The sequence below is a fragment of the Duncaniella sp. genome (assembly GCF_029054785.1).
Taxonomy (GTDB): Bacteria; Bacteroidota; Bacteroidia; order Bacteroidales; family Muribaculaceae; genus Duncaniella.
This window is the reverse complement of the sequence record NZ_JAIDEN010000047.1, coordinates 1-24876: the sequence shown is the minus strand read 5'-3', so window position 1 is coordinate 24876 and position 24876 is coordinate 1. Positions and strand designations below refer to the sequence as shown.

The following is a 24876-nucleotide window of genomic DNA, read 5'->3' as shown; positions in this document are numbered from 1 at the left end:
CTCCTTTCAACACTCTGATTGAGGGTTTTGTGTGCTCTTTAATGTTTAAATTGGTTTAAAACTAAACATACTCTAAGCCGTTGTCAGGCAATATTTCTGTGAAATTTGAGTTATAAATTTGTATATACTTGTTTTTGCCCATGTTTTCATTTCGACTGACCACATTATTAATAATATGTTTTTCGCTCCTGGGATCTTTCTCTCTGAACGCTCAGGACAAGCATGATTTTAACCCTGTTGAGACGGGTGTCAACTCGCTCAACATCGCTCCTGATGCGCGAGGCGCTTCGATGGGTGATCTCGGTGCCGCAACCGAACCCGATGCCAACAGTCAGTTCTGGAATCCTTCGAAGTATGCGTTCGCCTATTCTCAGGCAGCTGTCTCGCTGAGTTATACTCCGTGGCTTCGCAAACTTGTCAACGATATTTTCCTCGCAAACCTTTCGGGCTACTGGAAAATCGGATCAGAAGACAATCAGGCAGTCTCGGCCTCACTGCGCTATTTCTCGCTCGGAGAAGTGACTACCGATCCGACCGGAGGAACTGCCGGTCAGACCCTGAATCCCTATGAGATGTCGGTCGATGTCGGTTATTCTCGCAAACTGTCCGAGAAATTTTCCATGGGTATTGTGTTCCGCTATATTTACAGTGATCTTGGGTTCGGATATGAAAGTGATGCGAGCCAGTCGACAGGCGCTTCGGCTTTTGCCGCTGACATTGCAGGTTATTTCACCTCTTATCCTATAATCGGTCGCAACGAATGCCAGTGGGCATGGGGATGGAACATTTCCAATATCGGTTCGAAAGTCGAATATCAGAATGGCGATAATCCGGCATTCCTTCCGACAAACCTGAAAATCGGAACATCATTCACATATCCTCTTGCCGACTACCATAACATCGCTTTCAACCTGGATCTGAACAAGCTCCTTGTCCCTACAAAACCTCGCCGTGAAGATTATCCCGAAGGCATAGAAGGTGAGAAGGAATGGGTGATTGCCGAGGATGACTGGCGTAACATGTCACCGATAACCGGCATATTCAAGTCATTTACCGATGCTCCCGGCGGATTGAAAGAAGAATTGCGTGAGATCTCCTGGTCGCTGGGTGCTGAATATAATTATAACCAGCAGTTTTTCCTGCGTGCAGGCTATTATTATCAGAATCCGACCAAGGGCAATCTCCAGTATTTCGGAGTCGGCGCCGGATTCGCTTTGAATGTACTCCGTCTTGATGCAAGCTATATGCTTGCTACTGCCCAGACTTCTCCTCTCGACCAGACCCTGCGCTTCACTCTCACATTTGATATGGACGGCATCAAAGAAATCTTTGGACGAAGATAACAGAGCGTTTAAACACTTCCCCTCTGAATTGTTGTCCGGAAACCTCTTAAAAGAATGCAATCATGATACGTACCGGAATGGGTTATGACGTACACCGTCTCACCGATAACCGCGAACTGATACTCTGTGGCGTAAAAATCCCCTATGAGAAAGGCCTCCTCGGCCATAGTGACGCCGATGTTGCCCTTCATGCCCTGGCGGATGCTCTTCTTGGCGCAGCCGCCATGCGTGATATTGGCTATCATTTCCCGGACACCGACCAGGCTTATGCCGGGGCTGATTCGCGTGTGCTTCTGCGACGGGTGGTGGAAATTGTCGTGGCTGAGGGATTTGCAATCAATAATGTCGACGTGACCATCATTGCTCAGCGTCCTAAACTGCTGACATTTATTCCTCAGATGATTGAAAATGTCGCTGCTGATCTTGGCATAGCCGTGCGTTGTGTGTCGGTCAAGGCGACAACCACCGAACGTCTCGGCTTCGAAGGCCGTGGTGAGGGGATTTCGGCATTAGCTGTCGCAACACTGTCAGAATCCGGATCATGCAAAGAATGAACCGTCGCCAGTGGCTTGGCCGGGTGGGGAGCATAGCTCTTGGATCTGTGGCTGTAACCTCCTGCGGGCGTCCTGAAGTGACATCTGAGGTTGAGGTTGTCTCGCCGCGCATAGCCGATGCCTATGAGCCTATAAGCCAGATCGACTGTGTGGCCTGCGACAACTGTATGCCATGTCCTTACGGCATCAATATTCCGGGCAATCTGATTTTTGTCGATCAGGCCCGTTACAGAGGCTATCTTCCTGGTGCTCTCGATGATCCTGATTTTGCATCTAAGGTGGATACTTTTTTTGACCGCTTCCAGAACAGCATTCCGGATCCGGCCCAGGCACAGCATTGCATAAGCTGCGGGCAGTGCCTTCCGATGTGTCCCGACCACATAGACATTCCCCGCCGTATGGCACAGATCACGGCATTGACTGATCTGATCCGTAATCTCCGTTGTCTGAAAAAATGAAGAAGTCTGTTAATTGTCTCCGACTTGGGCGCACGGCACTCGCGATAATCATATTTGCGTTGTTTGTAGGCCTGTTTGCCGACTATGGCATGACAGTCCCCTCGGTAGCGTCATGGCTTGCCAAGGTTCAGATATTTCCTGCGGCTATGGCTTTTTCGCTTGCCACATTTGTCATCTGGCTCCTCGTTACGCTGCTTTTCGGGCGGATCTATTGTTCGACATTCTGTCCGCTCGGTGTTTTTCAGGACATCTGTTCGCGTCTGCCACGTCTGCGCAAGCGTGTAAGACCTCGTTGGCATTATCACTATTCTCTTCCTCACACCTCTCTTCGCCATATCACTCTGTTCATTGTTGTACTCTCGATTTTCCTCGGAATTTCCGCTGTCACATCGTTTTTTGATCCATACAGCGTGTTCGGGCGTTTCGGCCTGAATGTGATAAAGCCATTGTGGGGAGAGGCTCTGAATCTGTTCTATCAGATGGAGAAGCAGCCTCCGCTGCGTGTGGCTGCGGCCTCCGCGCTTGGCATGGGAGTCGCGCTTGTGACAATGGTGATCGTCGGACTTATAGCTTTCCGCCACGGACGCACTGTGTGCAACTCGATCTGTCCGGTCGGGACCACCCTGAGTTTCGTTTCGCGTTATTCGATTTTTCATATTGATATAAATACAGACAAGTGTGTCCAGTGCCGGAAATGTGAACACAGATGCAAGTCGTCGTGTATTGATCTTGTCAGTCATGTGGTCGACACTTCGCGCTGTGTTGTCTGCTTTGATTGCCTGTCTGATTGCCCGAATGATGCCATAAGCTACACTTTTAACCGCCATCAGCTGTCTATGCCATTGATGCAGAAAGTGCGCAATCCGATAGCCGGATCTGCTGCCGGAATGCAGAGCGGGCATCTCGATGCTGCTTCCGGACAGAAGGCTGAAAAATCACAGACATCAGCCGAAGGTCCGAAACTTCTTGACAGGCGACGTTTTCTGGCTGCCGGTGCTGTGATCGCAGCAGCGCCTGTTGTAGCGAAAGTCTCGGAAACCTTGGGCTCTGTGGGTGTCAGACGCAATCAGCGTCCGGTGCCTCCGCCCGGAGTGCGCAGCCGCAGGGAATTCCTTGACCGCTGTACTTCCTGCGGACTTTGCATTGACCATTGTCCCCAGGGTGTGCTGAAGGCCTCTTTGGAAGAATACGGATTGCTTCGGGCACTTCATCCTGTCAAGGATTATGACCTGTCGTGGTGCGTCTATGACTGCACCCGCTGTTCTGACTTGTGCCCGACCGGAGCCTTGCATCCGCTGACCGTCTCTGAAAAGCATCGCAGCAGGGTAGGGCTTGCCAGTGTCGAGCGCTCTCTGTGCATATCCTATAATGACGGAGTCAGCTGCGGAGCTTGCTCCCGCAGGTGTCCTGCTGATGCCATAAGTATGACAGCTCCCTCACAGACCAATGGGCCGCTGCCTGTTGTCGACACTTCCCGCTGCATCGGCTGTGGTGCCTGTCAGTATGTCTGTCCGTCCCGTCCGAAGGCCATTGTTGTCGGAGGACTTGCCTGAATGATATAAAAACAGTTACGTTGGTAATTATCTTTCTATTATGAAACAATATCTCGACCTGCTTGATAAAATAATGACCGAAGGTGTTGACCGCGGTGACCGCACCGGAACCGGCACCCGCAGTATTTTCGGTCACCAGATGCGTTTTGACCTCAGCGAAGGATTCCCTTTGCTGACCACCAAGAAACTTCATCTGAAGTCAATCATCCATGAACTGCTGTGGTTTCTCAAAGGAGATACCAATGTGCGTTATCTTCAGGAAAACGGAGTGCGGATCTGGAATGAGTGGGCCGATGCAGATGGAGAACTCGGTCCTGTCTATGGTTCGCAATGGAGGTCATGGCCTGACTACAATGGCGGTCACATTGACCAGATCGCTGAAGTGATCCGGACAATAAGGGAGAATCCGGAGTCGCGCCGTATAATAGTCAGCGCGTGGAATGTGGCGGCTCTTCCGGAGATGGCTCTTCCTCCGTGCCACCTGCTTTTCCAGTTCTATGTCGCCGATGGGCGTCTTTCGCTGATGCTCTATCAGCGTAGTGCCGATTGTTTCCTTGGTGTTCCGTTCAACATCGCGTCTTACGCTTTGTTGCTGATGATGGTTGCTCAGGTGACAGGCTTGCAGCCGGGCGAATTCGTACATACGCTTGGTGACACCCATATCTATCACAACCATTTCGACCAGGTGCGCACTCAGTTGCAGCGTGTTCCCGGCCGTCTGCCACGCATGCGGCTCAATCCGGATGTGAAAGATATTTTTGATTTCAAATACGAGGATTTCCAACTTGAGGACTACGAGGCCCAGCCTCACATCAAAGCGACTGTTGCCGTATGAAAAAGCCATCCGAGACATCTCCGACAATCATCGTTGCCTGCACCCGTGATTTTGCAATCGGTCGCGACGGCGATCTGCTCTTTCATATAAGTGATGATCTGAAGCGTTTCAAGGCGCTGACAATGGGCCATCCCATAATCATGGGGCGGCGTACATTCGAATCTTTCCCAAAGGGAGCATTGCCCGGACGACGAAACATAGTCGTGACCCGCAATTCGGAGTATGCTGCGCCCGGAATCGAAATTGCGCCGTCGCTTGAGGCTGCACTTGCTCTTTGCGGTCATGACAGCCCGGCTCCTTTTATAATTGGTGGCGGAGAGATCTATCGTCAGGCTCTTCCGTTGTCGGATAAGATCGAGCTTACTTTGATTGATGCTACGGCTCCTGACGCCGACACGCTTTTTCCTGTCCTGTCTGCGGATGAGTGGTCTGTGCTGACTGATTGTGGCCGACAGCCATTTGATCCGGCTGCGATGGAATATGATCTGTCGGATCCGCGCACATCTGTTCGTTACGCCTTTTTGACTCTGGTCCGAAATGCGTAGAAGCGACAGTCGTGCAGGCTTTTCAGTAGATGTTGCGGATGTCGATCGGAGGTGTTGACCCAAGCGGTATCATCGCGTTGATCATGAATGCACATCTGATGCCGTAGCGGTTGCCGGGCCTGAGATCCTCTGGCCTGAGTCTTGTCGGTATGACTTTTCCGGCAGTGGTAAGGTGTGATAGCATCACGCCGCGAAGCAGTGGCCGGTCCGGGGTCAGAAATTGTCCGTTTTCGGTCGCGAAGACTAAATTGGAATAGGAAGTATCGGTGATTAAACCGTTTTTTATGATTATCACTTCGTCAGCATCTCCGCGCATTTTAGAGAGTTCACTCAGAGCCGTGCGGTCATTGTATTTGAGATGATAATCGATCCCGCCGCCATCGACGAGTTTCAGAGATGAAACTTTTTTAGGACTGTAAGGCTCAAACTCTACGGTTCGTATTGAGGTGTCATATTTTACCCTGCATTTTACTGTCAGGTCTTTCATTTCGTCGGGCACCGGCGGAAGCCAGTCAGGCGGAAGCGTTTCGCCGGTTGGTCCGAAGACTTCCCGGCGGGTTCGGTCGAGTCTTTGGCGGTGCAACTCGGTCAGATGATAGTGTCCGTCACTCCACCTGACGGTCTCGATGAACAATGGATATTTCTGGGTCATATTCGGAAGAGTTTGTGTCATATCGGCAGATATACCTTTGTGAGGACTTCCTGATATTCGTCCTCGCATTTGCTGTTGACTGTGATTCCTCCTCCGCTGTGGAAATAGAGAGAGCCGTCATCGCCCCGTTGGATACAGCGGATCATTACCGCTGTGTCCATTGTCTTTCCGTTAAAAAAGCCGAATACGCCGGTGTACCATCCGCGAGGAGCGTTTTCTGCGGTGTTTATGATGCGGACGGTTGCTTCCTTCGGTGCTCCTGTGATGCTTCCTGCGGGTAACAGAGGCAGAATGATGTCTCCGAAATCATATTCCTTGCCTTGCGGCAGACGTCCGGTGATCTCTGAACTGGTCTGAAGAATTGATTTCCCGACAGCCTGAATCTGCTCTACGTATCTGAATCTGTCGACTCGAACATCCTCGGCAATGGAATTCAGATCATTGCGCATGAGATCGACTATGGTGTAATGCTCGCAGAGTTCTTTCGTGTCATTCAGTAATCTTTTCTGTGCATCCGGCAGAGAGGCGTCGATCGTACCCTTCATTGGATAGGTCGATATGCGCCCGTCGGTTATTTTGACGAAAGCTTCAGGCGAAAAGCAGATGAATTCGTCGCCGATTAGTATTTTGTATGGAGCCTTGACCGAAGCGAACAGTTCCGGCAGAGAGGAACTGCAAGTTACCTTTGTGCGCACGGTCAGATTTGTCAGGAAAGAATCGCCGCGCATAAGACCGTTCATCACCGGATCAAACATAGATCCGTAATCCGCAGACGCGACAGGCTCGGCAACATAAAGAGTCGGTTCGGTTTCAGCTTTGGTCTTTCCCGGACAGTTTCCATATCCGTTGATTTCCCACAGAATGTCATCGCACTCCAGAATGTTTTCTTTGACAAAGCCTTTGTTGGCATCGAAGTTTATGCCCCAGACAAACGGAATGCGTCTGCGTCCGAGGCTATTCATCTGAGAGCGTAGTTCTTCACGCGAAATTGTCGGGTGCTGCATATATTTTCTTGGCTCTTGTTAATGACTACAAAATTAAGAAAATAATTGTTTGAAGTATCGATAAAGCGTAATTTTGCAGCCGAGACACCGTGTCATTCAAACAATATGCGACTTCTGATCATTGATAATCACGATTCATTTGTGTATAACATAATAGGTCTGCTGAGAAGCTTTCGTGACAGCCGGCTAAACTTATCCTGGGATGTCAGGAAAAATGACGAGATCCCGCTGGATAGTATTGACACTTATGATGCTCTCATAATCTCGCCAGGGCCGGGTTTGCCATCGGAAGCCGGTAGCCTCATGACGGCGATAGAGCGTTCTGTGTATTCCAGGCCGATTCTTGGAATCTGTCTCGGATGTCAGGCCATAGCGGAATATTTCGGAGGGTCACTCAGCCATCTCGGACATCCTGCGCATGGCCACTTGTCCCGCCTGAAAGCCATTGACTCTTCCGATCCACTGATAGGTGAGATCGGCGGGGACGATGACATCCGTGTCGGGCGTTATCACTCCTGGGTAGTGTCAAAAGAAACGTTGCCATCCGATCTGGCGGTCAGTTCGCAAGATGAAGATGGCAACATAATGTCGCTGCGTCATGTATCCTTACCTGTATTCGGGCTTCAGTTTCATCCTGAAAGCATCATCAGCAGCCACGGCATGGAGATAATCGGCCGGTTTCTGGAGATAGTCCGGGAAACAGCTTCTCAGGATTCAGAGCTGAAATCATGATTTTCGGTGTGAAGAATCCTGACTACTCGCTTTTATCGCTTCGGTCGGCGAGATAGGAGTGTATCCCATTGGCGGCTGCGCGGCCTGAAGCTATGCAGCGGACCACCAGAGAAGCCCCGGATGCGACATCGCCTGCCGCAAACACATTTTTCAGGCTTGTCTGTCCTGCCGGATCGGTCATGACATTGCCGCGTGAATCTTTTTTGAGTCCGAGGGTGTCGATGATCCCTTCGGGCACAGGATTGGTGAAGCCCATCGCCAGCAACACAAGCTCTGCTTTGATCGTGTCTGTCTTGCCGGTATGGACGAGATTCATGCGCCCGCTTCCAGGATCTTTATCCCAGATGACCTCTTCGACTTCCACTTCCTTGACCCGGCCCTCCTCGTCAGCGATGAATTTGCGTGTGTCAAGGAGCCAGCGGCGGTCACAGCCTTCAAGATGTGAACTGGATGTTTTAAGCACCACAGGCCAGTAAGGCCACGGTGTATCCGGATTGTCACCTGTCGGCGGTTTGGGCATGATTTCGATCTGTGTGACCGACAGTGCACCCTGACGGTGTGCTGTGCCCACACAATCGCTTCCGGTGTCGCCTCCGCCTATGACCAGTACATTTTTGCCTTTTGCTGAAATGCGTTCTTCATGGCTGATTTCCATTCCGGCGTTCACGCGGTTCTGCTGCTGGAGAAGTTCGAGGGCGAAATGAATCCCTTTCAGTCCCCGGCCTTCGACTTTGAGGTCGCGGGGGACTTCAGCGCCCATTGCCAGGCAGACAGCATCGAAATCGCGGATAATTTCTTCGATCTGGATATCATGGCCGACTCGGATTCCGCAACGGAATTCTATACCTTCCTCCTCCAGAAGCCTCAACCGGCGGTCAATGATGCTTTTGTTGAGTTTGAAGTCCGGAATTCCGAATCTGAGCAGACCGCCCGGCGCTTCATTTTTTTCAAACACTGTTACCTTGTGACCCTTGCGGTTGAGCTGATTGGCGCAGGCGAGTCCCGCAGGTCCGGATCCGATGACAGCCACCCGCCGACCGCTGCGTTTCTTCGGCGGACGGGCTGTCACATAGCCTTCCGAGAAAGCGCGTTCGACAATCGCAGCTTCATTTTCCCGGATTGTAACCGCTTCATGCTGCTTGTTGAGTACACAGCCTTTTTCACATAGAGCCGGACAGATTCTTCCGGTGAACTCCGGAAAGTCATCTGTCATGGTCAGCAGTTCGTAAGCTCCCTTGATGTCATTTTTGTAGAGGCGGTCCTGCCATTCGGGCTGGCGGTTGCCCAACGGGCAGCTCCAGTGGCAGAACGGTACTCCGCATTCCATGCAGCGAGAGGCCTGAAGACGGCGGTCTTCGGTGTTTAGGGTCTGTTCGACTTCTCCGTAGTCATTGACGCGGTCGTGGACCGGACGATATCCGGCTTCCTTGCGCGGTATATTCAGAAATGCTTTAGGATTTCCCATTTTTTTGTTTTTTGAGTAGGGGTGAGGTAGTAATTAAACCGATTGTCAGTCCATCTGCATGGATGCTATGCGGCGTTCGAGCTTGGCGATTTTCTCGTCATGAAGTACCTTTTTGTATTCGATGGGGATGATCTTGATGAATTGGCCGACGTAGCTTTCCCAATTGTCAAGCATGGCTCCTGCGAGCGGGCTGTGAGTGTGGCGGTAGTGGTTGCTGATCAGCTTGTAGAGTTCACGGTTGTCCGCCATCTCCTCGATCAGTGATAGTTCGACCATTTCCATATTACAGAAATAGTCGAAATCACCATCTGGATTCCAGACATATGCAATGCCGCCGCTCATGCCTGCCGCAAAATTTCGTCCTGTCGATCCGAGTACCACTGTGCGGCCTCCGGTCATATATTCGCAGCAATGATCTCCGACTCCCTCGACCACAGCCGTAGCTCCTGAATTTCTGACGCAGAAGCGTTCGCCGACACGTCCGTTGATGTAAATTTCTCCGGATGTCGCGCCGTACAGGATCGTATTTCCTGCAATAATATTTTCCTGAGGAGTGAAAGAAGATCCCTGCGGAGGTGTAATGACGATTTTGCCTCCGGAAAGACCTTTACCGACATAGTCATTGGCGTCTCCTTCCAGGCGGAATGTGATTCCGTGGGCGAGGAATGCACCGAAACTTTGTCCGGCAGCTCCTTTGAATGTGCAGTTGATCGTATTGTCAGGAAGGCCGGCATCGCCGAATTTCTTGGCGATGACTCCTGAGAGCATCGCACCCGTAGAGCGGTCGGTGTTGCATATCGGGAATTCGAGTTCCACCTGCATTCCGGATTCGATCGCCGGATAGCTGCGGCTGATAATCTCGCGGTCGAGAACATGGTCGATGTCATGTTTCTGAGTTACGACATTGATAATGGCATTTGTCGCGGTTTCGGCAGGCATGTGAAGAATCCTGCTGAAGTCCAGGCCTGAAGTTTTTTCTTTTTCGATTCCCTCCTTTACGCAGAGCATGTCGGCCCGGCCTATGATGTCATCCAGTTTCCTCACGCCGATTTCAGCCATAGTCTCTCGGATTTCGCGGGCGAGAAAACGGAAAAAGTTGACCACATATTCCGAGCGGCCGATGAAGCGTTTGCGCAATTCCTCATTCTGAGTGGCTACCCCGACAGGGCAGGTGTTCAGATGGCATTTGCGCATCATCACGCACCCCAATACGATAAGCGCACTTGTGGCGAATCCGTATTCTTCGGCACCGAGCATTGCCATTATGATGACATCACGGGCGCTTTTGAGCTGCCCGTCAGCCTGGAGTTTTACCTGGCCTCGCAGATTGTTGATGACCAATGTCTGTTGGGTCTCGGCCAGACCTATTTCAACCGGTACGCCTGCATAGCGGATTGAGCTTGCCGGAGAAGCCCCTGTACCGCCGTCGCTGCCGCTGATGGTTATAAGATCGCTTTTGGCCTTGGCCACACCGGCTGCGATTGTTCCGACGCCGCTTTCAGATACGAGTTTTACGCTGATTTTGGCTGCCGGATTGACATTCTTGAGATCGAAGATCAGTTGAGCGAGATCTTCGATCGAGTAGATGTCGTGGTGGGGTGGTGGAGAGATAAGCGAAATGCCTGGGATCGAATGGCGGGTCTTGGCGATGATTTTGTCGACCTTGAACCCCGGCAACTGTCCGCCTTCGCCCGGTTTGGCTCCTTGGGCCACCTTGATCTGGAGTTCGTCGGCATTGACAAGATATTCTGTTGTCACACCGAAACGTCCGGAAGCTACCTGCTTGATGGCCGAACGTGCCGACGTTCCGTCCGGACGTGGGGCAAAGCGTTCGGGATCTTCACCTCCTTCGCCTGTATTGCTTCGGGCACCGATCGCATTCATCGCTATTCCGAGCGCTTCGTGAGCCTCGCGGCTGATGGACCCGAAACTCATTGCGCCGGTGACGAAGCGCTTCATGATCGCTTCCTCCGGTTCGACCTCGTCGATAGCGATCGGTTTCTGCTTGCGGAAATCGAGGAAATCACGGATGAATATCGGTTTTGGCTTGTTGTCGACCAGAGATGTGAACTCCTTGAATTTCTTATAGCTGCCGAGGCGTGTGGCCAGTTGGAGGGTGGCTATGGTTTCAGGATTCCAGGCATGGCTTTCACCATCCTTGCGGAAGGCATACTGTCCGATGAACGGTAGGGGGCTTTCGGTATCGAAATCTTCAGAAAAAGCTTCTCTGTGTGCGCCTGTGATGTCGCGTGAGAGCAATTCGATGTCAATGCCTCCGATTTTGCTGACCGTGTTGCCGAAGTATTCCCTGCAAAGATCTTCAGAAAGTCCGACGGCTTCAAACAGTTGTGCGCCTTTGTAGCTTGTGATGGTCGAGATTCCCATTTTGGACATGACTTTGAGCAGCCCTTTGTCAACGGCTTTGATATAGTTTTTTGCCGCAGTCTCGAAGTCGAGCTGGATGTCGTGGCGTCTGACGAGATCTTCGATCACGGCGAATGCCAGATAGGGATTGACCGCACTTGCACCATAGCCGCTCAGAAGAGCGAAGTGCATGACCTCGCGTGCATCGGCGGTCTCGATGATCAAGGCTGTCTGAATGCGTTTTTTGCGGTCGATCAGGTGATGGTGGACGGTGGATGTGGCCAGAAGCGAGGGGACAGGAGCATTGTCTTTATCTACGCCACGGTCTGACAGCACCACATAGTTGCAACCTTCGTCGACAGCCTCTTCCGCTTCTCGACAGAGTCGTTCGATCGCCTTCACGAGCCCTTTATGACCTTCGGCGACAGGGAAGGTCATTGACAGTTTGCGGGTGTTGAAACCCTTGTAACGCAGATTGCAAAGCAGGTCCAGTTCACGGTTGGTGATGATCGGGCGTTTGAGCAGCACCATTTTGCAAAGTTCAGGCGACGGCTCAAGCAGATTGAGTTTGACGGCCCCTATATAGCTGTCGAGGCTCATCACCAGCTCTTCGCGCAGAGGGTCGATCGCCGGATTTGTCACCTGGGCAAAATGTTGTCGGAAATAGCTGAACAACAGTTGTGGCTCATCTGAAAGCACTGCCAGAGGAGTGTCTTTCCCCATTGAGTTGACCGGTTCCTTTCCGTCGGCAAGCATCGGGGTGATGATCTTCTCGACCTCTTCACGGTTATAGAGGAAGGTGTGGAGCATCCGGCGGAAATCAGTCACCGTATTCTCGACCTTGCGGCCAGAACTGATATTATCGAGATTTATTCTGTTGCGTGAAAGCCAGTCGCGATAAGGGAACTCCGATGCCAGTGCTTCTTTGAGTTCGGCATCATGATAGATTTTCCCTTCCTCCATGTCGACCATCAGCATCTTGCCGGGCCGCAGGCGTCCTTTCTCTTTAACTTCTGAAGCCTCGAACGGCAGGACTCCCATTTCTGACGCGAGCACTACGGTGTCATTCTTGGTGATGAGATAGCGGGCCGGGCGCAGACCGTTGCGGTCAAGCATTCCGCCGGCATAGCGTCCGTCGCTGAAAAGAAGAGCGGCAGGACCGTCCCAGGCTTCCATAAGAATTGAATTGTATTCATAGAAGGCTTTCAGTTCGGGCGAGATCGGATTTTTGTCGTTGAATGATTCCGGAATCAGCATTGCGAGAGCCCGCGGCAGGCTCATTCCTGCCATGACAAAGAATTCAAGCACATTGTCGAGTGAGGCTGAGTCACTCATGCCGGGCTGCACGACCGGCGTCATGTCGCGGTCTCCGAATATTGCAGGTTTGAGCATACACTCGCGGGCCTTCATCCACAGTCGGTTGCCTTGTATGGTGTTGATCTCGCCGTTGTGGCCAAGCATTCTGAAAGGCTGGGCCAAAGACCATGTCGGGAAGGTGTTTGTGCTGAAGCGTGAATGGACAAGCGCCATAGCTGTTGTGAAGCGCGGATTCATCAGGTCAGGGAAATAGTAGCGCAACTGGAGGCTTGACAGCATTCCCTTGTAGATGATTATGCGCGATGACAGTGAAACGATATAGAACGCATCCTTGCCCTCGATCGAAAGCGAGCGGATTTTGTTTTCAATTTCTTTACGCAGCAGGTACAGGCGCAGATCCATCGGTTCGTCGCTTTCCTCGTCGGCTACAAATATCTGTAATATCACCGGTTCGGCAGCCTTGGCCACAGAACCGAGCTGCTCATTGTTTGTCGGTACATCGCGCACAGCTATTAATTTCAGTCCTAAATCAATGGCCTCACGTTCGATGATGTCGAGGATGATCTGGCGCGAATCCTCGTCATGAGGCATGAACACCAGTCCGGTCCCGTATCGGCCTTTTTCAGGTACGGGGATGCCCTGCAAGAGTATGAACTCATGAGGTATCTGCACCATAATTCCCGCGCCGTCACCTGTTTTCGGATCTGCGCCTTCGGCTCCTCGATGGACCATGTGTTCAAGCACCTGGAGCCCTTTTTCCACAAGTTGGTGTGATTTTATACCACGGACGTTGACCAGAAGACCGACGCCACAAGCATCATGCTCGAAGCGTGGATCATAAAGGCCTTCTGCTGATTTGATAATTTTTTGCATATATATTTTTATAAGCTTTCAGATGAGTATGAGAGGCTCTTGCCTCCCGGATATTTTTCTTGTGGCCGTATGGCTCTAATTTTCTTCGACACTTTTTATCCAATCGCTGTCTGAGGGAAGAGTTTCGGCGGCATATTCTTCGCCGTGTTGGGAGGCATCGAGGCCCAGATGCTCGTTCCATCCTGACACTCTCATCGGTATGATTTTGTCGGTCAGCCAGTAGAGACCGTAGCTGACAACGAAGGTGTAGACGAATACCAATCCGAGGACCAATATATGGTTCCAGAAAAATTCACCGCGGGAAATCATGTCAGGATTCTCTTTGGCAAAGAAGTCATAGGCAAAAATGCCGGTGAGCACAGTGCCGATGATGCCGCCGAGTCCGTGGGTCGGGAAGACATCAAGAGCGTCATCCAGAAGGTGGCTGTATCCTTTCCAGGCTACCGCTATGTTACAGCAGATGGTGATGAACAAGGCTATGAAAATGCTCTGTCCCAGTGAAACCCACCCGGCGCATGGAGTGATTGCGACCAGACCCACAACGGCACCGATGGCAGCCCCCATTGCTGACGGTTTGTGGCCGCGGATAGCGTCGAGTGTGATCCATCCGACCATTGCTACTGCGGCAGCTGTGTTGGTGTTTAGAAATGCCGATACCGCTATTCCGTCCGCGGCGAGCGAACTGCCTCCGTTAAATCCGAACCAGCCTAACCATAGGAGAGCTGCACCGAGAAGGACGAAGGGTACATTTGCCGGTTTGCTGCTTTCGCCTGCTTCCTGCTTTCGTCTGCCGAGAAACATGGCACCGGCCAATGCTGCGATACCGGATGCGGCATGGACTACGATTCCGCCGGCATAATCATGGACATGCATCATTCCGAAAAGACCTTCAGGATGCCAGGTGCAGTGGGCGAGAGGACAATAGACAACCACAGTCCAGAGCACCATGAAAAGCAGATAACCTGCAAAGTGGACACGCTCGGCAAATGCTCCTGTGATGAGCGAAGGGGTGATAATGGCGAATTTCATCTGAAATAGCGCGAAAAGCGCAAGCGGGATGGTTGTTGTTGCAATGCCTATCTGTGACAGGTCAGTCTTGACTTCGGTTACATTCCCGACTCCGACGTTTTTCATCATGAAGAAGTCCGTCGGATTTCCGATCACGTGGCCTATGTCATTGCCGAACGCAAGCCCGAAGCCGAGAATCACCCAGATGACACTGACAAATCCCATGACGATGAAACTCTGGAGCATAGTTGAGATGACGTTTTTTGGTCTCACCATGCCTCCGTAGAAAAAGGAAAGTCCCGGAGTCATCATGAGTACAAAAATAGTTGCGGTGATCATCCAGGCCACATTTGCCCAGAGGTGATCACCGGGTAGGTCGAACAGGCTGCCCGAAACTTCTGTCCTCAGTCCGAGAACTCCGGCTACGATTAATGCTGCTAAAACAAGCAGCCAGCCGGAACTGGCTTTTTTACCGTTTAAAATCATACCTTGCATAATTTGATTCGGATGTGTTTTTGACAATGACATCCACTGATGAATAAAAGCTACTTAGAAAATGTTATAAAAACAGTTTTGTACCGCCGCAAAAGTAACATAATGTTTGTTGCTGTGCAAATATTTTGTCAATTTTCTTTTTATTTTGATTGTTTTGTGGCAAATTTCTATGGGTGGCAATCTTTTTGACTGATGTTTTGGAAGCCGAAAAGCCGCAGCCTGACAGCGTGTTTGTAAGGGTTATTATAGAGGCTAAAAAATCTTAATAAAAGACCGCTCTTGCTCAATAAACATTAAAAAAGTTTGCAAGTAACGTTAAAATCCTCTACCTTTGAGCCAAGTATTGTTTCATCTATTTTTCTTGGTTTATAAAATTAAATAAACCCCAATAAAGCGCAATGGACGCAAATAATTTCGATTTCTCAGAGATAGCTCCTTACGGTGAAGAACAGTTTCGGACAGCTATCGCCAAAATGGTATCGGAGCCGGGATTTGAACATGCCATCCGCTGGGTTCTTCCGGATATTGACTACAACCAGTTCATAGGTCTGCTGACATCATGCAATAACAAGCAGGAATTTCAGTCCAAAATAATGGCTAATTTCCTTGATGAGCTTGAACGGAAAACCACAGCCGGTGTGACGGCTTCCGGAGTTGAAAAAATTGATCCCGCCAAACGTTATACATTCATTACAAATCACCGCGACATCGTTCTTGACGCGTCGTTCCTGAATCTGATTTTCCTTCGTCGCGACATGCCTACCTCTGAAGTTGCGATCGGTGACAATCTGCTGATTTATGAATGGATCACACATCTGGTAAAACTGAACGGCAGTTTCATTGTCAAGCGTAATCTCCCGACCCGACAGGCTCTTGATGCAGCCCGTCAGCTTTCGGCATATATCCATCATGCCATCACCGAAAAGCATGAAAGCGTATGGATTGCCCAGCGTCAGGGTCGTGCCAAGGATTCCAGTGACCATACTCAGGAAAGTGTACTGAAAATGCTCGGTCTTGCCGGCGGCGGATCGCTGACTGAAAATCTGGCCGAAATCAACATATATCCTGTCGCCATCTCTTATGAATATGATCCGAACGACTATCTGAAAGCCCGCGAATATCTTCTCCGTCATCGCGATCCGGATTTCAAGAAGAGCAAGCGCGACGATCTGTTCTCTATGGAAACAGGTCTGATGCAGTATAAGGGACGGGTGCATATCTCGTTTGCCAACTGCATTTCTCCGATGATAGAGTCCATCCCGGCTGACACTGACAAGCAGGAAATTCTGAGCCGGATCTGTCATGATATTGACACCGGAATCCACAGCGGTTACAAGATATATCCGATCAACTATGTGGCCTATGACCATGCGTTTGATTCGGAAATGTATCGTGACCGCTATACCGATGAGGATATCGCAAAGGTCAACGAATATATCGAAGGCCAGCTTGACAAGGTTGATATTCCCGATGTCACCCCTCAGGAGCGTAGTTTTATGAGGACATATATGTATATGATGTATGCAAATCCTCTTCGCAACAAACTTCTTGCGTCGGGTAGCTGTTGATATAGGAAAGATCTGTTTTCAATAGCAACCTGAAAAATTCCCCCCTGTTTAATCCATGCGCCTCCCACTTGTCCAGCTTCTGATCGCCATTGTGGTCAATATCCTTGTAGATGTCTATATCTATAAGGTGTTGAAACACAGACTCAGAAGCCGTGTTCCTGCACGGATACAGGTGTGGACCGCATTGGCTCTGTTTGTGATGATCGTGGCTGCGATCTGTTTGCCGCACACATCATCAAACAGTGTCCTGTTGGCTGTGATGTGGATGATATATATCTACATTTCAGTCTATTTTGCAAAATATGTTTTTGTCATCATTGATCTTGTAGCCCGGATTCCTCAGCTTTTCAAGCGCAAACGCCTTGGATGGCTTTCAGCTGTGGCCTCAGTGGCTTCGGCAGGTGTTCTTGCTGTTTTTATCTGGGCCTCACTGATCAATCGGTTCCACATTGATGTCAATGAGGCCGAGATTGAAATATCAGGGCTTCCGGCTGAATTTGACGGATACAGGATCGCGCAGATCTCAGACCTGCATGTCGGAACATTCGGCACTGACACAGCCTTTGTGGCTGCCTTGGCCGACAGGTTGAATTCGCTTGATGCAGACCTGATTGTCTTTACAGGAGATATTGTCAATTCCCGCGCAGCGGAACTGCTGCCGCATGTAAGGCCTCTTTCACGGCTTTCGGCCCCTGACGGAGTCTTGTCGATCCTCGGAAATCATGATTACGGGGACTATGCTTCATGGCCTGATGCAGATGCTAAGCGCAGCAATATGGAGTTGATGAAATCATTGCAGAAAGAAATGGGCTGGCGTCTGCTTCTGAATGAAAGCGTGACGGTCCGCCGTGGAGCAGATTCGATAGCGGTTATAGGGGTGGAAAATATCGGAGATCCTCCATTCCCGGTTTATGGTTCTCTCTCAAGGGCCTATCCCAGGCTTTCCGACAGTGTTGTCAAGATCCTCCTGACACACAATCCTGCTCATTGGGTTGATTCGATCGCCTCCAGTCCGGAGATCAATATCCCGCTTTCGCTTGCGGGACATACCCATGCGATGCAATTTGAAGTTTTCGGCTGGTCACCGGCAAAATACCGTTACCCGACATGGGGCGGACTCTATGCCGACGATGACCGGAGCCATCAGCTATACGTTAATATCGGTACAGGCACGGTCGGTTTTCCCGCACGTGTCGGAGCCACACCTGAGATTACTCTATTCACACTTAAAAAAGCAAAACAACTACATTAATGGCCAACGTACACGCCAATGTAATCACTGCCGAACTCGGCACCTATCTGCGTAAGCATGTGGCGGCATGTCTTCGCCTGCTTGACGAAGGGGCTACGATTCCCTTTATCGCTCGTTACCGCAAAGAAGCAACCGGCGGTATGGACGAGGTTGCTGTCCATACCGTGCAGAAACGTCATCAGGAACTCACTGAGCTTGACAAGCGGAAAGAGTATATCCTTGACGTGATCCGGGAACGCGGTGTGCTTACGGATGAACTGGAGGAGCGCATCAACGAGACTCTCGATCCGGTCGCTTTGGAGGACATCTATCTTCCTTACAAGCCAAAACGCAACACACGTGCACAGGCGGCACGTGCCCTGGGACTGGAGCCTTTAGCCAAAATAATCATGTCGCAGAATTCGGCTGACATTGAGAAGTCGGCAAAGAAATTTGCCAAGGAGGCCGGGAGCACCAGTGCTGCTCTGGCAGGGGCGTGTGACATAATTGCCGAATGGGTGAGCGAGAGCGAGAAGGCACGAAACCTTGTCAGGTCGCGCTATCAGCGCTCGGCTGTCATAAGCTCAAAAGTGGTTCCGGGTAAGGAAGAGGCCGGTAAGAATTATCAGAATTACTTCAATTTTTCCGAACCTTTGCGCCTTTGCAATTCTCACCGTTATCTGGCCATGCGGCGCGGAGAGGAAGAGGAGATTCTGAAGGTTTCGATCACGATTGACGATGACGAGATGATTGATCGTCTTTCGCGCATGTTTGTGCGTTCGGGTGCTGTCGAGGAGAGCGCTTCACTGGTCCGTGGAGCGGTCAAGGATGGCTACCGTCGCCTTATGCGTCCTTCGATTGAAAACGAGATTGCGGCTGTCACGAAAGAAAAGAGTGATGCCGCAGCAATCCAGATGTTTGCCGACAATGTACGTCAGTTGCTTATGGCCGCGCCTCTTGGCCGAAAGCGTGTGCTTGCAATAGATCCCGGTTTCCGCACAGGCTGCAAACTTGTTGTGCTTGACGAACAGGGCAATCTGCTTCAGCATGATGTCATTTATCCGACACCTCCGGCCAATGATTTTGTCGGGGCTGCTGACGCTCTCTGTTTCTATGTCGACCGCTATCGGATTGATGCGATTGCGATCGGCAACGGCACTGCCGGACGTGAGACAGAGCGCTTTATTCGCGATGTGATGCTTCCGCGCAAGGTGCAGCTGTTTATGGTGAACGAAAACGGAGCTTCTGTCTATTCGGCTTCCGAAGTGGCCCGTGAGGAGTTCCCGAATGAAGATGTCACTGTGCGCGGTGCGGTATCGATCGGACGCAGGCTCATTGATCCGCTTGCCGAGCTGGTAAAGATTGATCCGAAGTCGATCGGAGTCGGCCAGTATCAGCATGCTGTCAATCAGGCAAAGCTCAAGGATTCGCTTGACTATGTGGTGGAGAGCTGTGTAAATACTGTCGGTGTGAATGTGAATACGGCTTCAAAGCAGTTGCTCTCCTATGTTTCAGGCATCGGTCCGGCATTGGCTGCGAACATTGTGAAACATCGTGCTGAAAACGGCGATTTCACTTCGCGCGACCAGTTGCTTCAGGTGCCGCGTATGGGAGAGAAGGCTTTCCAGCAGTGTGCAGGCTTCCTGAGGATTCCCGGTGCGCCGAATCCGCTTGACAATACCGGAGTGCACCCCGAACGTTATGAACTTGTCGCTCAGATTGCTGCCGATGCCAAGGCTGATGTGGCGCGTCTGACACGTGACCGCAATCTGCTCCATAGCATCGAGCTTGACCGCTATGTCACCAAAGAAGTGGGTCTTCCGACTCTGACCGATATTATTCTGGAACTGGAGAAGCCAGGCCGTGATCCGCGTGAGACAGTAGAGGAAACACCCTATGATGATGCCGTCCGTAAGATCGACGATCTTCACATCGGACAGGAGCTGACCGGAAAGGTCAACAATATAACCGCTTTCGGTGTCTTTGTCGATCTTGGCATGAAGGAAAACGGACTGATACACATCTCGCAGCTGAGTGAACGTTTCATATCTTCACCGTCAGAGGTAGTGTCCATCGGGCAGAATGTCCGTGTGCGTGTGATGGATATTGACACCGCCCGCGGTCGCATTGCCTTGACAATGAAAGGAGTCGCGCAATGATTGAGAATATGAATTGCTGTACGATCGGTCTCGGCAGCAACACCTCAGACCGCCAGTATCAGATCGAAAAGGCGATAGAGAATCTATTGGGTCATCTGGAGAAGGCTTCCGCTTCGTCTGTCTATGAGTCGGAGGCTTTCAACGGGAAAGACGAACCATATCTCAATGCGGTAGTTCATGGCTATACTGCTCTTGACCGTGAGACTTTTGTCAAGGAGCTGAAAGAGTGGGAAGCTCAGAACGGACGCACTATTGAGGATACGCTGAAAGGACTGATCAAGATAGATCTTGATCTTGTCATCTGGAACGAACATATCCTCCGGCCCAAGGATTTCGAACGCCACTATTTCAATCGCGGCTACCGGGAACTTCTGGCCAATGGGGCATACGAGGTATTCTGACCGGCTCTAAGAGGGCTTTGTTATGAAACACCCTCTTAGCGGTATTGTATCTTGAGTGAACCGTACATCGAGGCTGCAAGTGCGATAAACAGAAGCAGACTTCCAAACAGAAGCGCATAGGTCGAAATGCACAGCATCACATAGCAGAAACCGTACATGATCGAAAGTACGCTGCATATTGCAAGTCCGACGGCTTTGGAGTCGAGCATGCGCCACATGTAGCAGCCGATCAGTCCGATCGTCATGACGGCGGCTATCAGATAGCTGATGCCGAATGACAGGTGCTCGGACAGCGCGAGCAGCAGCGAGTAGAATAGGATCAGGGCCACGCCGATGAGGAAGTAGTTGAACATCGGTATCGGATGGCGCATGGTTGTCTCGGTGAAGAATACACTGAAGAATGTCAGGACAATTATGATGAAAGCGTATTTTATCGCCCGGCATACTTTCTGATAACGGTCGACACCGATAAGGAAATCCGCACCGATATATTCACAGATGTGATTATCCGCATCCGTGTAGCTGATCTCCCATTCGGCAGAGAACCCGTCTTTTCTGACAGAACGGTTTGTTGGGATACCATGTCGGCTGAATGAGGGATTAGTGGCGTTGCCAAGCAGTGAGATCGTGTTGCTGTCGGCTGACGGCATGAAGAAGACTCCGCCCGATCCACGTGTTTTGATCGACGTGCTGAACGGGATGTCGGAATTTTTCGGAACCCCGGCCATATTTATATATGTATAGAGCGTTGAGTCCGACCGCATCCACTCATATTCTTCAGATCCGAATTTCAGGTGACCTGTGTCAGTGATGTTTTTGGAATCAATGTCGATTCGGACTATCAGCGAGTCTGATTCCATGTTTTTGAACACAGTGGATTTGAAGTGACCACTGATGTTTATGGCTGTGGTGAATACTTCGGCCTCGTAGATTCCGCGGTGGAGCGACATGCTCTCGACATTGGCCTTTATTTTTAGTTTTGCAGGTGTGATACCGGCAGGGCGCAGACTGTCGGTATCGGATTCGACCTGAATGAACGGGCCGTCAATATATGTTTTCCCTCCCCATTGGGCTACAATATCGCGTGAGACATCGGCATTTGTTGTCTTTCTGTCGTATGCCATGAGCCATACAACCATTGCGCCTATCATGAGCACACAGCAGAGGACTCCCATGAGCACGATTTTCAGTCCTACCGACATGGTCTGCTGTGGCTTCGGAGGGCGGGGAGTGAAAAACGGCTTGGGTGGAGTCACCGGCAGTGGCGGCGGGGTCATGCGTGGTGGTTGACTTGTCATCGCGGAGTTTATTGGATGGTGAGTTCCCGGTTTATGACTTTGAGCTTGAGGGTGAAGTACATTGCGATAGCGAGGATTACGAACAGCGCGAGACTTCCGATGAGCAGAGCCAGTGAACCCATGTAGAGGAGCAGGAGGATAAGCCCGTATTCCACAACAAGAATTCCGACAGTCAGCGCAACGGCTTTCGCGCGAGCCATGATCCCTTTGACAAATATCCCGATTAGCCCGACTGTCATGGCGGTCACGATCGCATAACCGATGTAGAATGGCATTTTTTCAGCCATCGCAAGCAGTAGGAGGAAAAAGAGGCAGAGTGCGCAGCCGATCAGTCCGTATTGCAGATAGTTGACAGGTTTGCGGAATGCGATTTCAATGAGGGTGAGTGAGAGAAGCGAAATGGCTGTGATCGCAAAGCAATAGCCTGTCGAGTTTGTGACCAGGGTGCTTGTGGCTTCGCTGAGCAAGGCGAGATCGGTGCGGGCTTCGGCAAGGGAATTGATGCCGGAAGCCATTAGAGTGAAAATCAGAGAGATTCCAAGCACGAAAAGGGTTTGCAATCCAAGCCATTGCATTGTGTATTTAGGTTTAGGTATGGCTGGGATCTGCGGTGTTGGATTGGTCTGTGGGTCTAAATTGTAGGAGGTGGGAGATTCCATAATATTAACGGTTTCGTGATGAATTACTATTAATTTGCATGTCTGACACGTTTTCAGCTAAATGCAAAATTATTAAAATTCGGCTAAAAAGCAATGTCAGACAGCAAAAAAGTGAAATGGATATTGATTATCCGACAAATGTATCAGGTGTCTGCTTTGTTCTGATACGGATGGTGACGGCGGTTTCCGGTTATTTTAAACGACCTCTTAGAGGTTGTTTAAAAACAAGAGTTAAAATCTGAGTGGTGTATCTTTTAGATAAATTGTTGTAAATGAGAAAGGAGCATAGCGAGCTATGCGACTGACGAATTTCAACAATTTAGCAAAAGAGACACCAAGGCTCAGGTAATTTTAAACTATTAAAAGATGAAATTATTGACAGAAGAAAAAACAATACTTTCGCTCAGATTTTAACTATTGTTATTAAACGACCTCTTAATCTTTTGACAAATGGGGTTGTCCGAAGAGTGCGATGGGGGATGGAGGCTTCTGTCAGTTCGCGGAGATAGCGGTCGTGGCGTCGGCGGTTGAGGTCGGCGCTGAGAATTATGGTATCAGGACTGATTTCAGAAGCTACGCTGAGTATGTCGCCTCTGAATCCGTTGCAGACGATGGCGTAGTTTATCCGGCGGGCAGTTTTCTCAACCTGTGTTTTATCGGAAATCAGGAGTATGGTCAGGGGCTCGTTTGCATTGGCCTGGGCCGTAGCAGCCGGATTGCCGTTGCAGTGAGGATGAAATATGAACAGGTTGTCGTTTCGGCTGAACAGTGATGACCGGCAGCGGAGTGGGAGAGGCTGTATCGAATCAATGCCCCGTTTGAGCATGAAAAGTCCGTATCGACCGGTATAGCGGTCGATTAGTTCTCCTGTTTCATGTCCGGGGGCGGTGGATGCAAGCAGCATCGTATTGTTGTGGCGGATAAGCACCGAGGTCTGTCTTCCGGTGCGTGGGATGTATATTTCCGCACCGGGTTCAATGGGCGTGTGGCTTGTCATTGCCGTGAATACTGTAAATGTCAGCAGCATGATGGAGGCTGTCGCGTAGACCGGGCGGCGTCTGTAAAGCCAGAAGGCAAAAAGCGTAAGAGTCAGAAACCAGGAGGCAAGGGTCAGTGGTGTGATCAGAAGGCCTTCGGCAACGGCTCCGGGCATCGAGACGGCTGCCGAGGCAACTGAGTGGATGGCTGAATAGAGTCTATCGACCAGATCGGCCAGCCACAGACATTGGAATCCGAAGGCATTGGCGAGCAGCAGTAGCAGACCTCCTCCGAGAATGAAAGGTAAGAGCAGTGCGCTGATGAAGTTGACCGGAATCGAGTAGAGAGGAAAGATGTGGAAGTAATAGGCGCTGACGAGTCCGGTGCCCAGCAGTGCTGCGATGGTGACGGTCGGATAAGAGGCAAGGGTATGGGCTATCTGCCTGCGGCGGCTGAATGGGTTGAGCTTTTCGGCAAACACAAGTATCGCGGCTACGGCGAAAAATGACAGCTGGAATCCGATTGTATAGATAGCTTGTGGTGAGAAAACGAGAATGATCAGAGCCGCGAAGCAGAGAGAATTGAATGGCGAGCGGACGCGTTGGATAACGGTGGACAGCATGAATATCGAAGCCATGATCACGGCACGGACAACGGATGGTGTCAGCCCCGTCATGACTGCGAAAGCCCATAGTAGGATAATGAGCAGGATGGTGCGGAGAGTGCGTAGCCCGGTAAAATACAAGGGCAGGAGCATCAGTGATAATATCAGTGTCAGGATGCCGACATGAAGTCCGCTGAGTGCAAGGATGTGGGAGAGACCGGAAGCAGAGAAAATCTCATGGGTTTCAGAGTCGATCATGGAGCGGTCGCCTGTCAGCGCGGCGTTCATGAATTCCTGCGTGCGATCCGACAATGGAGAACCGGCGATCAGGAGCGTGATTTTTTCTTTCTGGCGGCGGATGGTGTTTATGATGCCCGGTTCAGGCGAGAGAATCCGGAGGCTGTCGGGAGAGATCAGGGCCTGCCCGATGACCCCGTTGCGCCGGAGAGTGGCGTTATAGTCTGTCTCGTCAGGAAGGTCAGGATCATGGCTGATGTCTTGCAGACGGCCTGTAAAACGTATGCGCCATCTCTCGTCGATAGTCGGGATTGATGACGGAACTGAGAGTTTTGCGCGGAAAGGGCGCACGCTTTTGCCGTTGCAGGAATCGACTTCGGCGATGATCACCTGGGTCGGTTCGAAACGCCTTACATCAATGGCCACAGCGGAAAAGTCCGAACTGCAATCCTTGAACCGGTCATCAAGCGGGTGGGGGGTGTGCAGGTCGCTGATGACGGCACCGAGGGCGCATCCTAAAAAGAGGATGGAAAGGTAGTGGTG

General features: G+C 50.8%; 19 protein-coding genes. 11 read left to right on the top strand and 8 right to left on the bottom strand.

What is annotated here, in order from left to right; genetic code table 11:
• Positions 1–140: 140 nt before the first annotated feature.
• The 6 genes from porV to K2H17_RS03130 are packed head-to-tail and all read left to right on the top strand — an operon-like array spanning position 141 to position 5288.
• Positions 141–1343 carry a type IX secretion system outer membrane channel protein PorV gene (gene porV, locus K2H17_RS03155; protein WP_300131313.1) on the top strand — a complete coding sequence of 401 codons (1203 nt, stop codon included), beginning with the start codon at positions 141–143 and terminating at the stop codon, positions 1341–1343.
• Between the two features lie 59 nt (positions 1344–1402).
• Positions 1403–1897, top strand: a complete 495-nt coding sequence (gene ispF / locus K2H17_RS03150) for a 2-C-methyl-D-erythritol 2,4-cyclodiphosphate synthase (RefSeq protein WP_300131314.1) — start codon at positions 1403–1405, stop codon at positions 1895–1897.
• Positions 1885–2355: a 4Fe-4S dicluster domain-containing protein gene (locus tag K2H17_RS03145; protein WP_300131310.1), complete on the top strand. Its 471-nt coding sequence runs from the start codon at positions 1885–1887 to the stop codon at positions 2353–2355. Before ispF ends, K2H17_RS03145 begins: the two co-directional genes overlap by 13 nt.
• Entirely contained in the window at positions 2352–3908 is a 1557-nt protein-coding gene (locus tag K2H17_RS03140) for a 4Fe-4S binding protein (RefSeq protein WP_300131307.1), read from the top strand. Before K2H17_RS03145 ends, K2H17_RS03140 begins: the two co-directional genes overlap by 4 nt.
• Positions 3909–3948: 40 nt before the next feature.
• Entirely contained in the window at positions 3949–4743 is a 795-nt protein-coding gene (locus K2H17_RS03135) for a thymidylate synthase (protein WP_300131304.1), read from the top strand.
• On the top strand, positions 4740–5288 hold the full coding sequence (locus K2H17_RS03130) for a dihydrofolate reductase (RefSeq protein ID WP_300131301.1): 549 nt from the start codon (positions 4740–4742) through the stop codon (positions 5286–5288). Before K2H17_RS03135 ends, K2H17_RS03130 begins: the two co-directional genes overlap by 4 nt.
• Before the next feature lie 22 nt (positions 5289–5310).
• Here the strand turns inward: K2H17_RS03130 and K2H17_RS03125 are convergent, their stop codons facing one another.
• Both K2H17_RS03125 and K2H17_RS03120 read right to left on the bottom strand, forming a co-directional pair.
• Complete coding sequence (locus K2H17_RS03125; RefSeq protein ID WP_300131298.1) at positions 5311–5961, bottom strand: aminotransferase class IV; 651 nt, start codon at positions 5959–5961, stop codon at positions 5311–5313.
• Positions 5958–6944 (bottom strand): aminodeoxychorismate synthase component I, encoded by a 987-nt coding sequence (locus K2H17_RS03120; RefSeq protein ID WP_300131296.1) that lies wholly within the window; start codon positions 6942–6944, stop codon positions 5958–5960. The genes K2H17_RS03125 and K2H17_RS03120 overlap by 4 nt, the downstream gene beginning before the upstream one ends.
• Before the next feature lie 105 nt (positions 6945–7049).
• Between K2H17_RS03120 and K2H17_RS03115 the strand changes: the two genes are divergently transcribed.
• The gene (locus K2H17_RS03115) at positions 7050–7676 is read left to right on the top strand and encodes an aminodeoxychorismate/anthranilate synthase component II (RefSeq protein ID WP_300131294.1); all 627 of its coding nucleotides are present in this window, start codon (positions 7050–7052) and stop codon (positions 7674–7676) included.
• 22 nt (positions 7677–7698) lie between these two features.
• Here K2H17_RS03115 and K2H17_RS03110 read toward each other — a convergent pair whose 3' ends face one another.
• The 3 genes from K2H17_RS03110 to K2H17_RS03100 form a co-directional block, all read right to left on the bottom strand.
• Positions 7699–9141, bottom strand: coding sequence for a glutamate synthase subunit beta (locus K2H17_RS03110; protein WP_300131292.1), 1443 nt, complete (start codon positions 9139–9141; stop codon positions 7699–7701).
• Positions 9142–9186: 45 nt separating this feature from the next.
• Positions 9187–13695 carry a glutamate synthase large subunit gene (gene gltB / locus K2H17_RS03105; protein ID WP_300131289.1) on the bottom strand — a complete coding sequence of 1503 codons (4509 nt, stop codon included), beginning with the start codon at positions 13693–13695 and terminating at the stop codon, positions 9187–9189.
• 75 nt (positions 13696–13770) lie between these two features.
• Entirely contained in the window at positions 13771–15189 is a 1419-nt protein-coding gene (locus K2H17_RS03100; RefSeq protein ID WP_300131287.1) for an ammonium transporter, read from the bottom strand.
• 407 nt (positions 15190–15596) lie between these two features.
• Between K2H17_RS03100 and K2H17_RS03095 the strand changes: the two genes are divergently transcribed.
• The 4 genes from K2H17_RS03095 to K2H17_RS03080 are packed head-to-tail and all read left to right on the top strand — an operon-like array spanning position 15597 to position 20557.
• Positions 15597–16766, top strand: coding sequence for an acyltransferase (locus tag K2H17_RS03095; RefSeq protein WP_300131285.1), 1170 nt, complete (start codon positions 15597–15599; stop codon positions 16764–16766).
• 55 nt (positions 16767–16821) lie between these two features.
• Positions 16822–18018 (top strand): metallophosphoesterase, encoded by a 1197-nt coding sequence (locus K2H17_RS03090; RefSeq protein ID WP_300131282.1) that lies wholly within the window; start codon positions 16822–16824, stop codon positions 18016–18018.
• A complete protein-coding gene (locus K2H17_RS03085) occupies positions 18018–20156 on the top strand; it encodes a Tex family protein (protein WP_300131279.1) in 2139 nt (712 codons plus the stop codon). Before K2H17_RS03090 ends, K2H17_RS03085 begins: the two co-directional genes overlap by 1 nt.
• Positions 20153–20557 carry a 2-amino-4-hydroxy-6-hydroxymethyldihydropteridine diphosphokinase gene (locus tag K2H17_RS03080; RefSeq protein ID WP_300131277.1) on the top strand — a complete coding sequence of 135 codons (405 nt, stop codon included), beginning with the start codon at positions 20153–20155 and terminating at the stop codon, positions 20555–20557. Before K2H17_RS03085 ends, K2H17_RS03080 begins: the two co-directional genes overlap by 4 nt.
• 35 nt (positions 20558–20592) lie before the next feature.
• Here K2H17_RS03080 and K2H17_RS03075 read toward each other — a convergent pair whose 3' ends face one another.
• The 3 genes from K2H17_RS03075 to K2H17_RS03065 all read right to left on the bottom strand — a co-directional run.
• Positions 20593–21855, bottom strand: coding sequence for an inner membrane CreD family protein (locus K2H17_RS03075; RefSeq protein ID WP_300131276.1), 1263 nt, complete (start codon positions 21853–21855; stop codon positions 20593–20595).
• Positions 21856–21863: 8 nt separating this feature from the next.
• Complete coding sequence (locus K2H17_RS03070; RefSeq protein ID WP_300131275.1) at positions 21864–22430, bottom strand: inner membrane CreD family protein; 567 nt, start codon at positions 22428–22430, stop codon at positions 21864–21866.
• Between the two features lie 487 nt (positions 22431–22917).
• Positions 22918–24876 (bottom strand): ComEC/Rec2 family competence protein (locus K2H17_RS03065; protein WP_300131273.1); only part of this gene is annotated, 1959 nt, incomplete at its 5' end.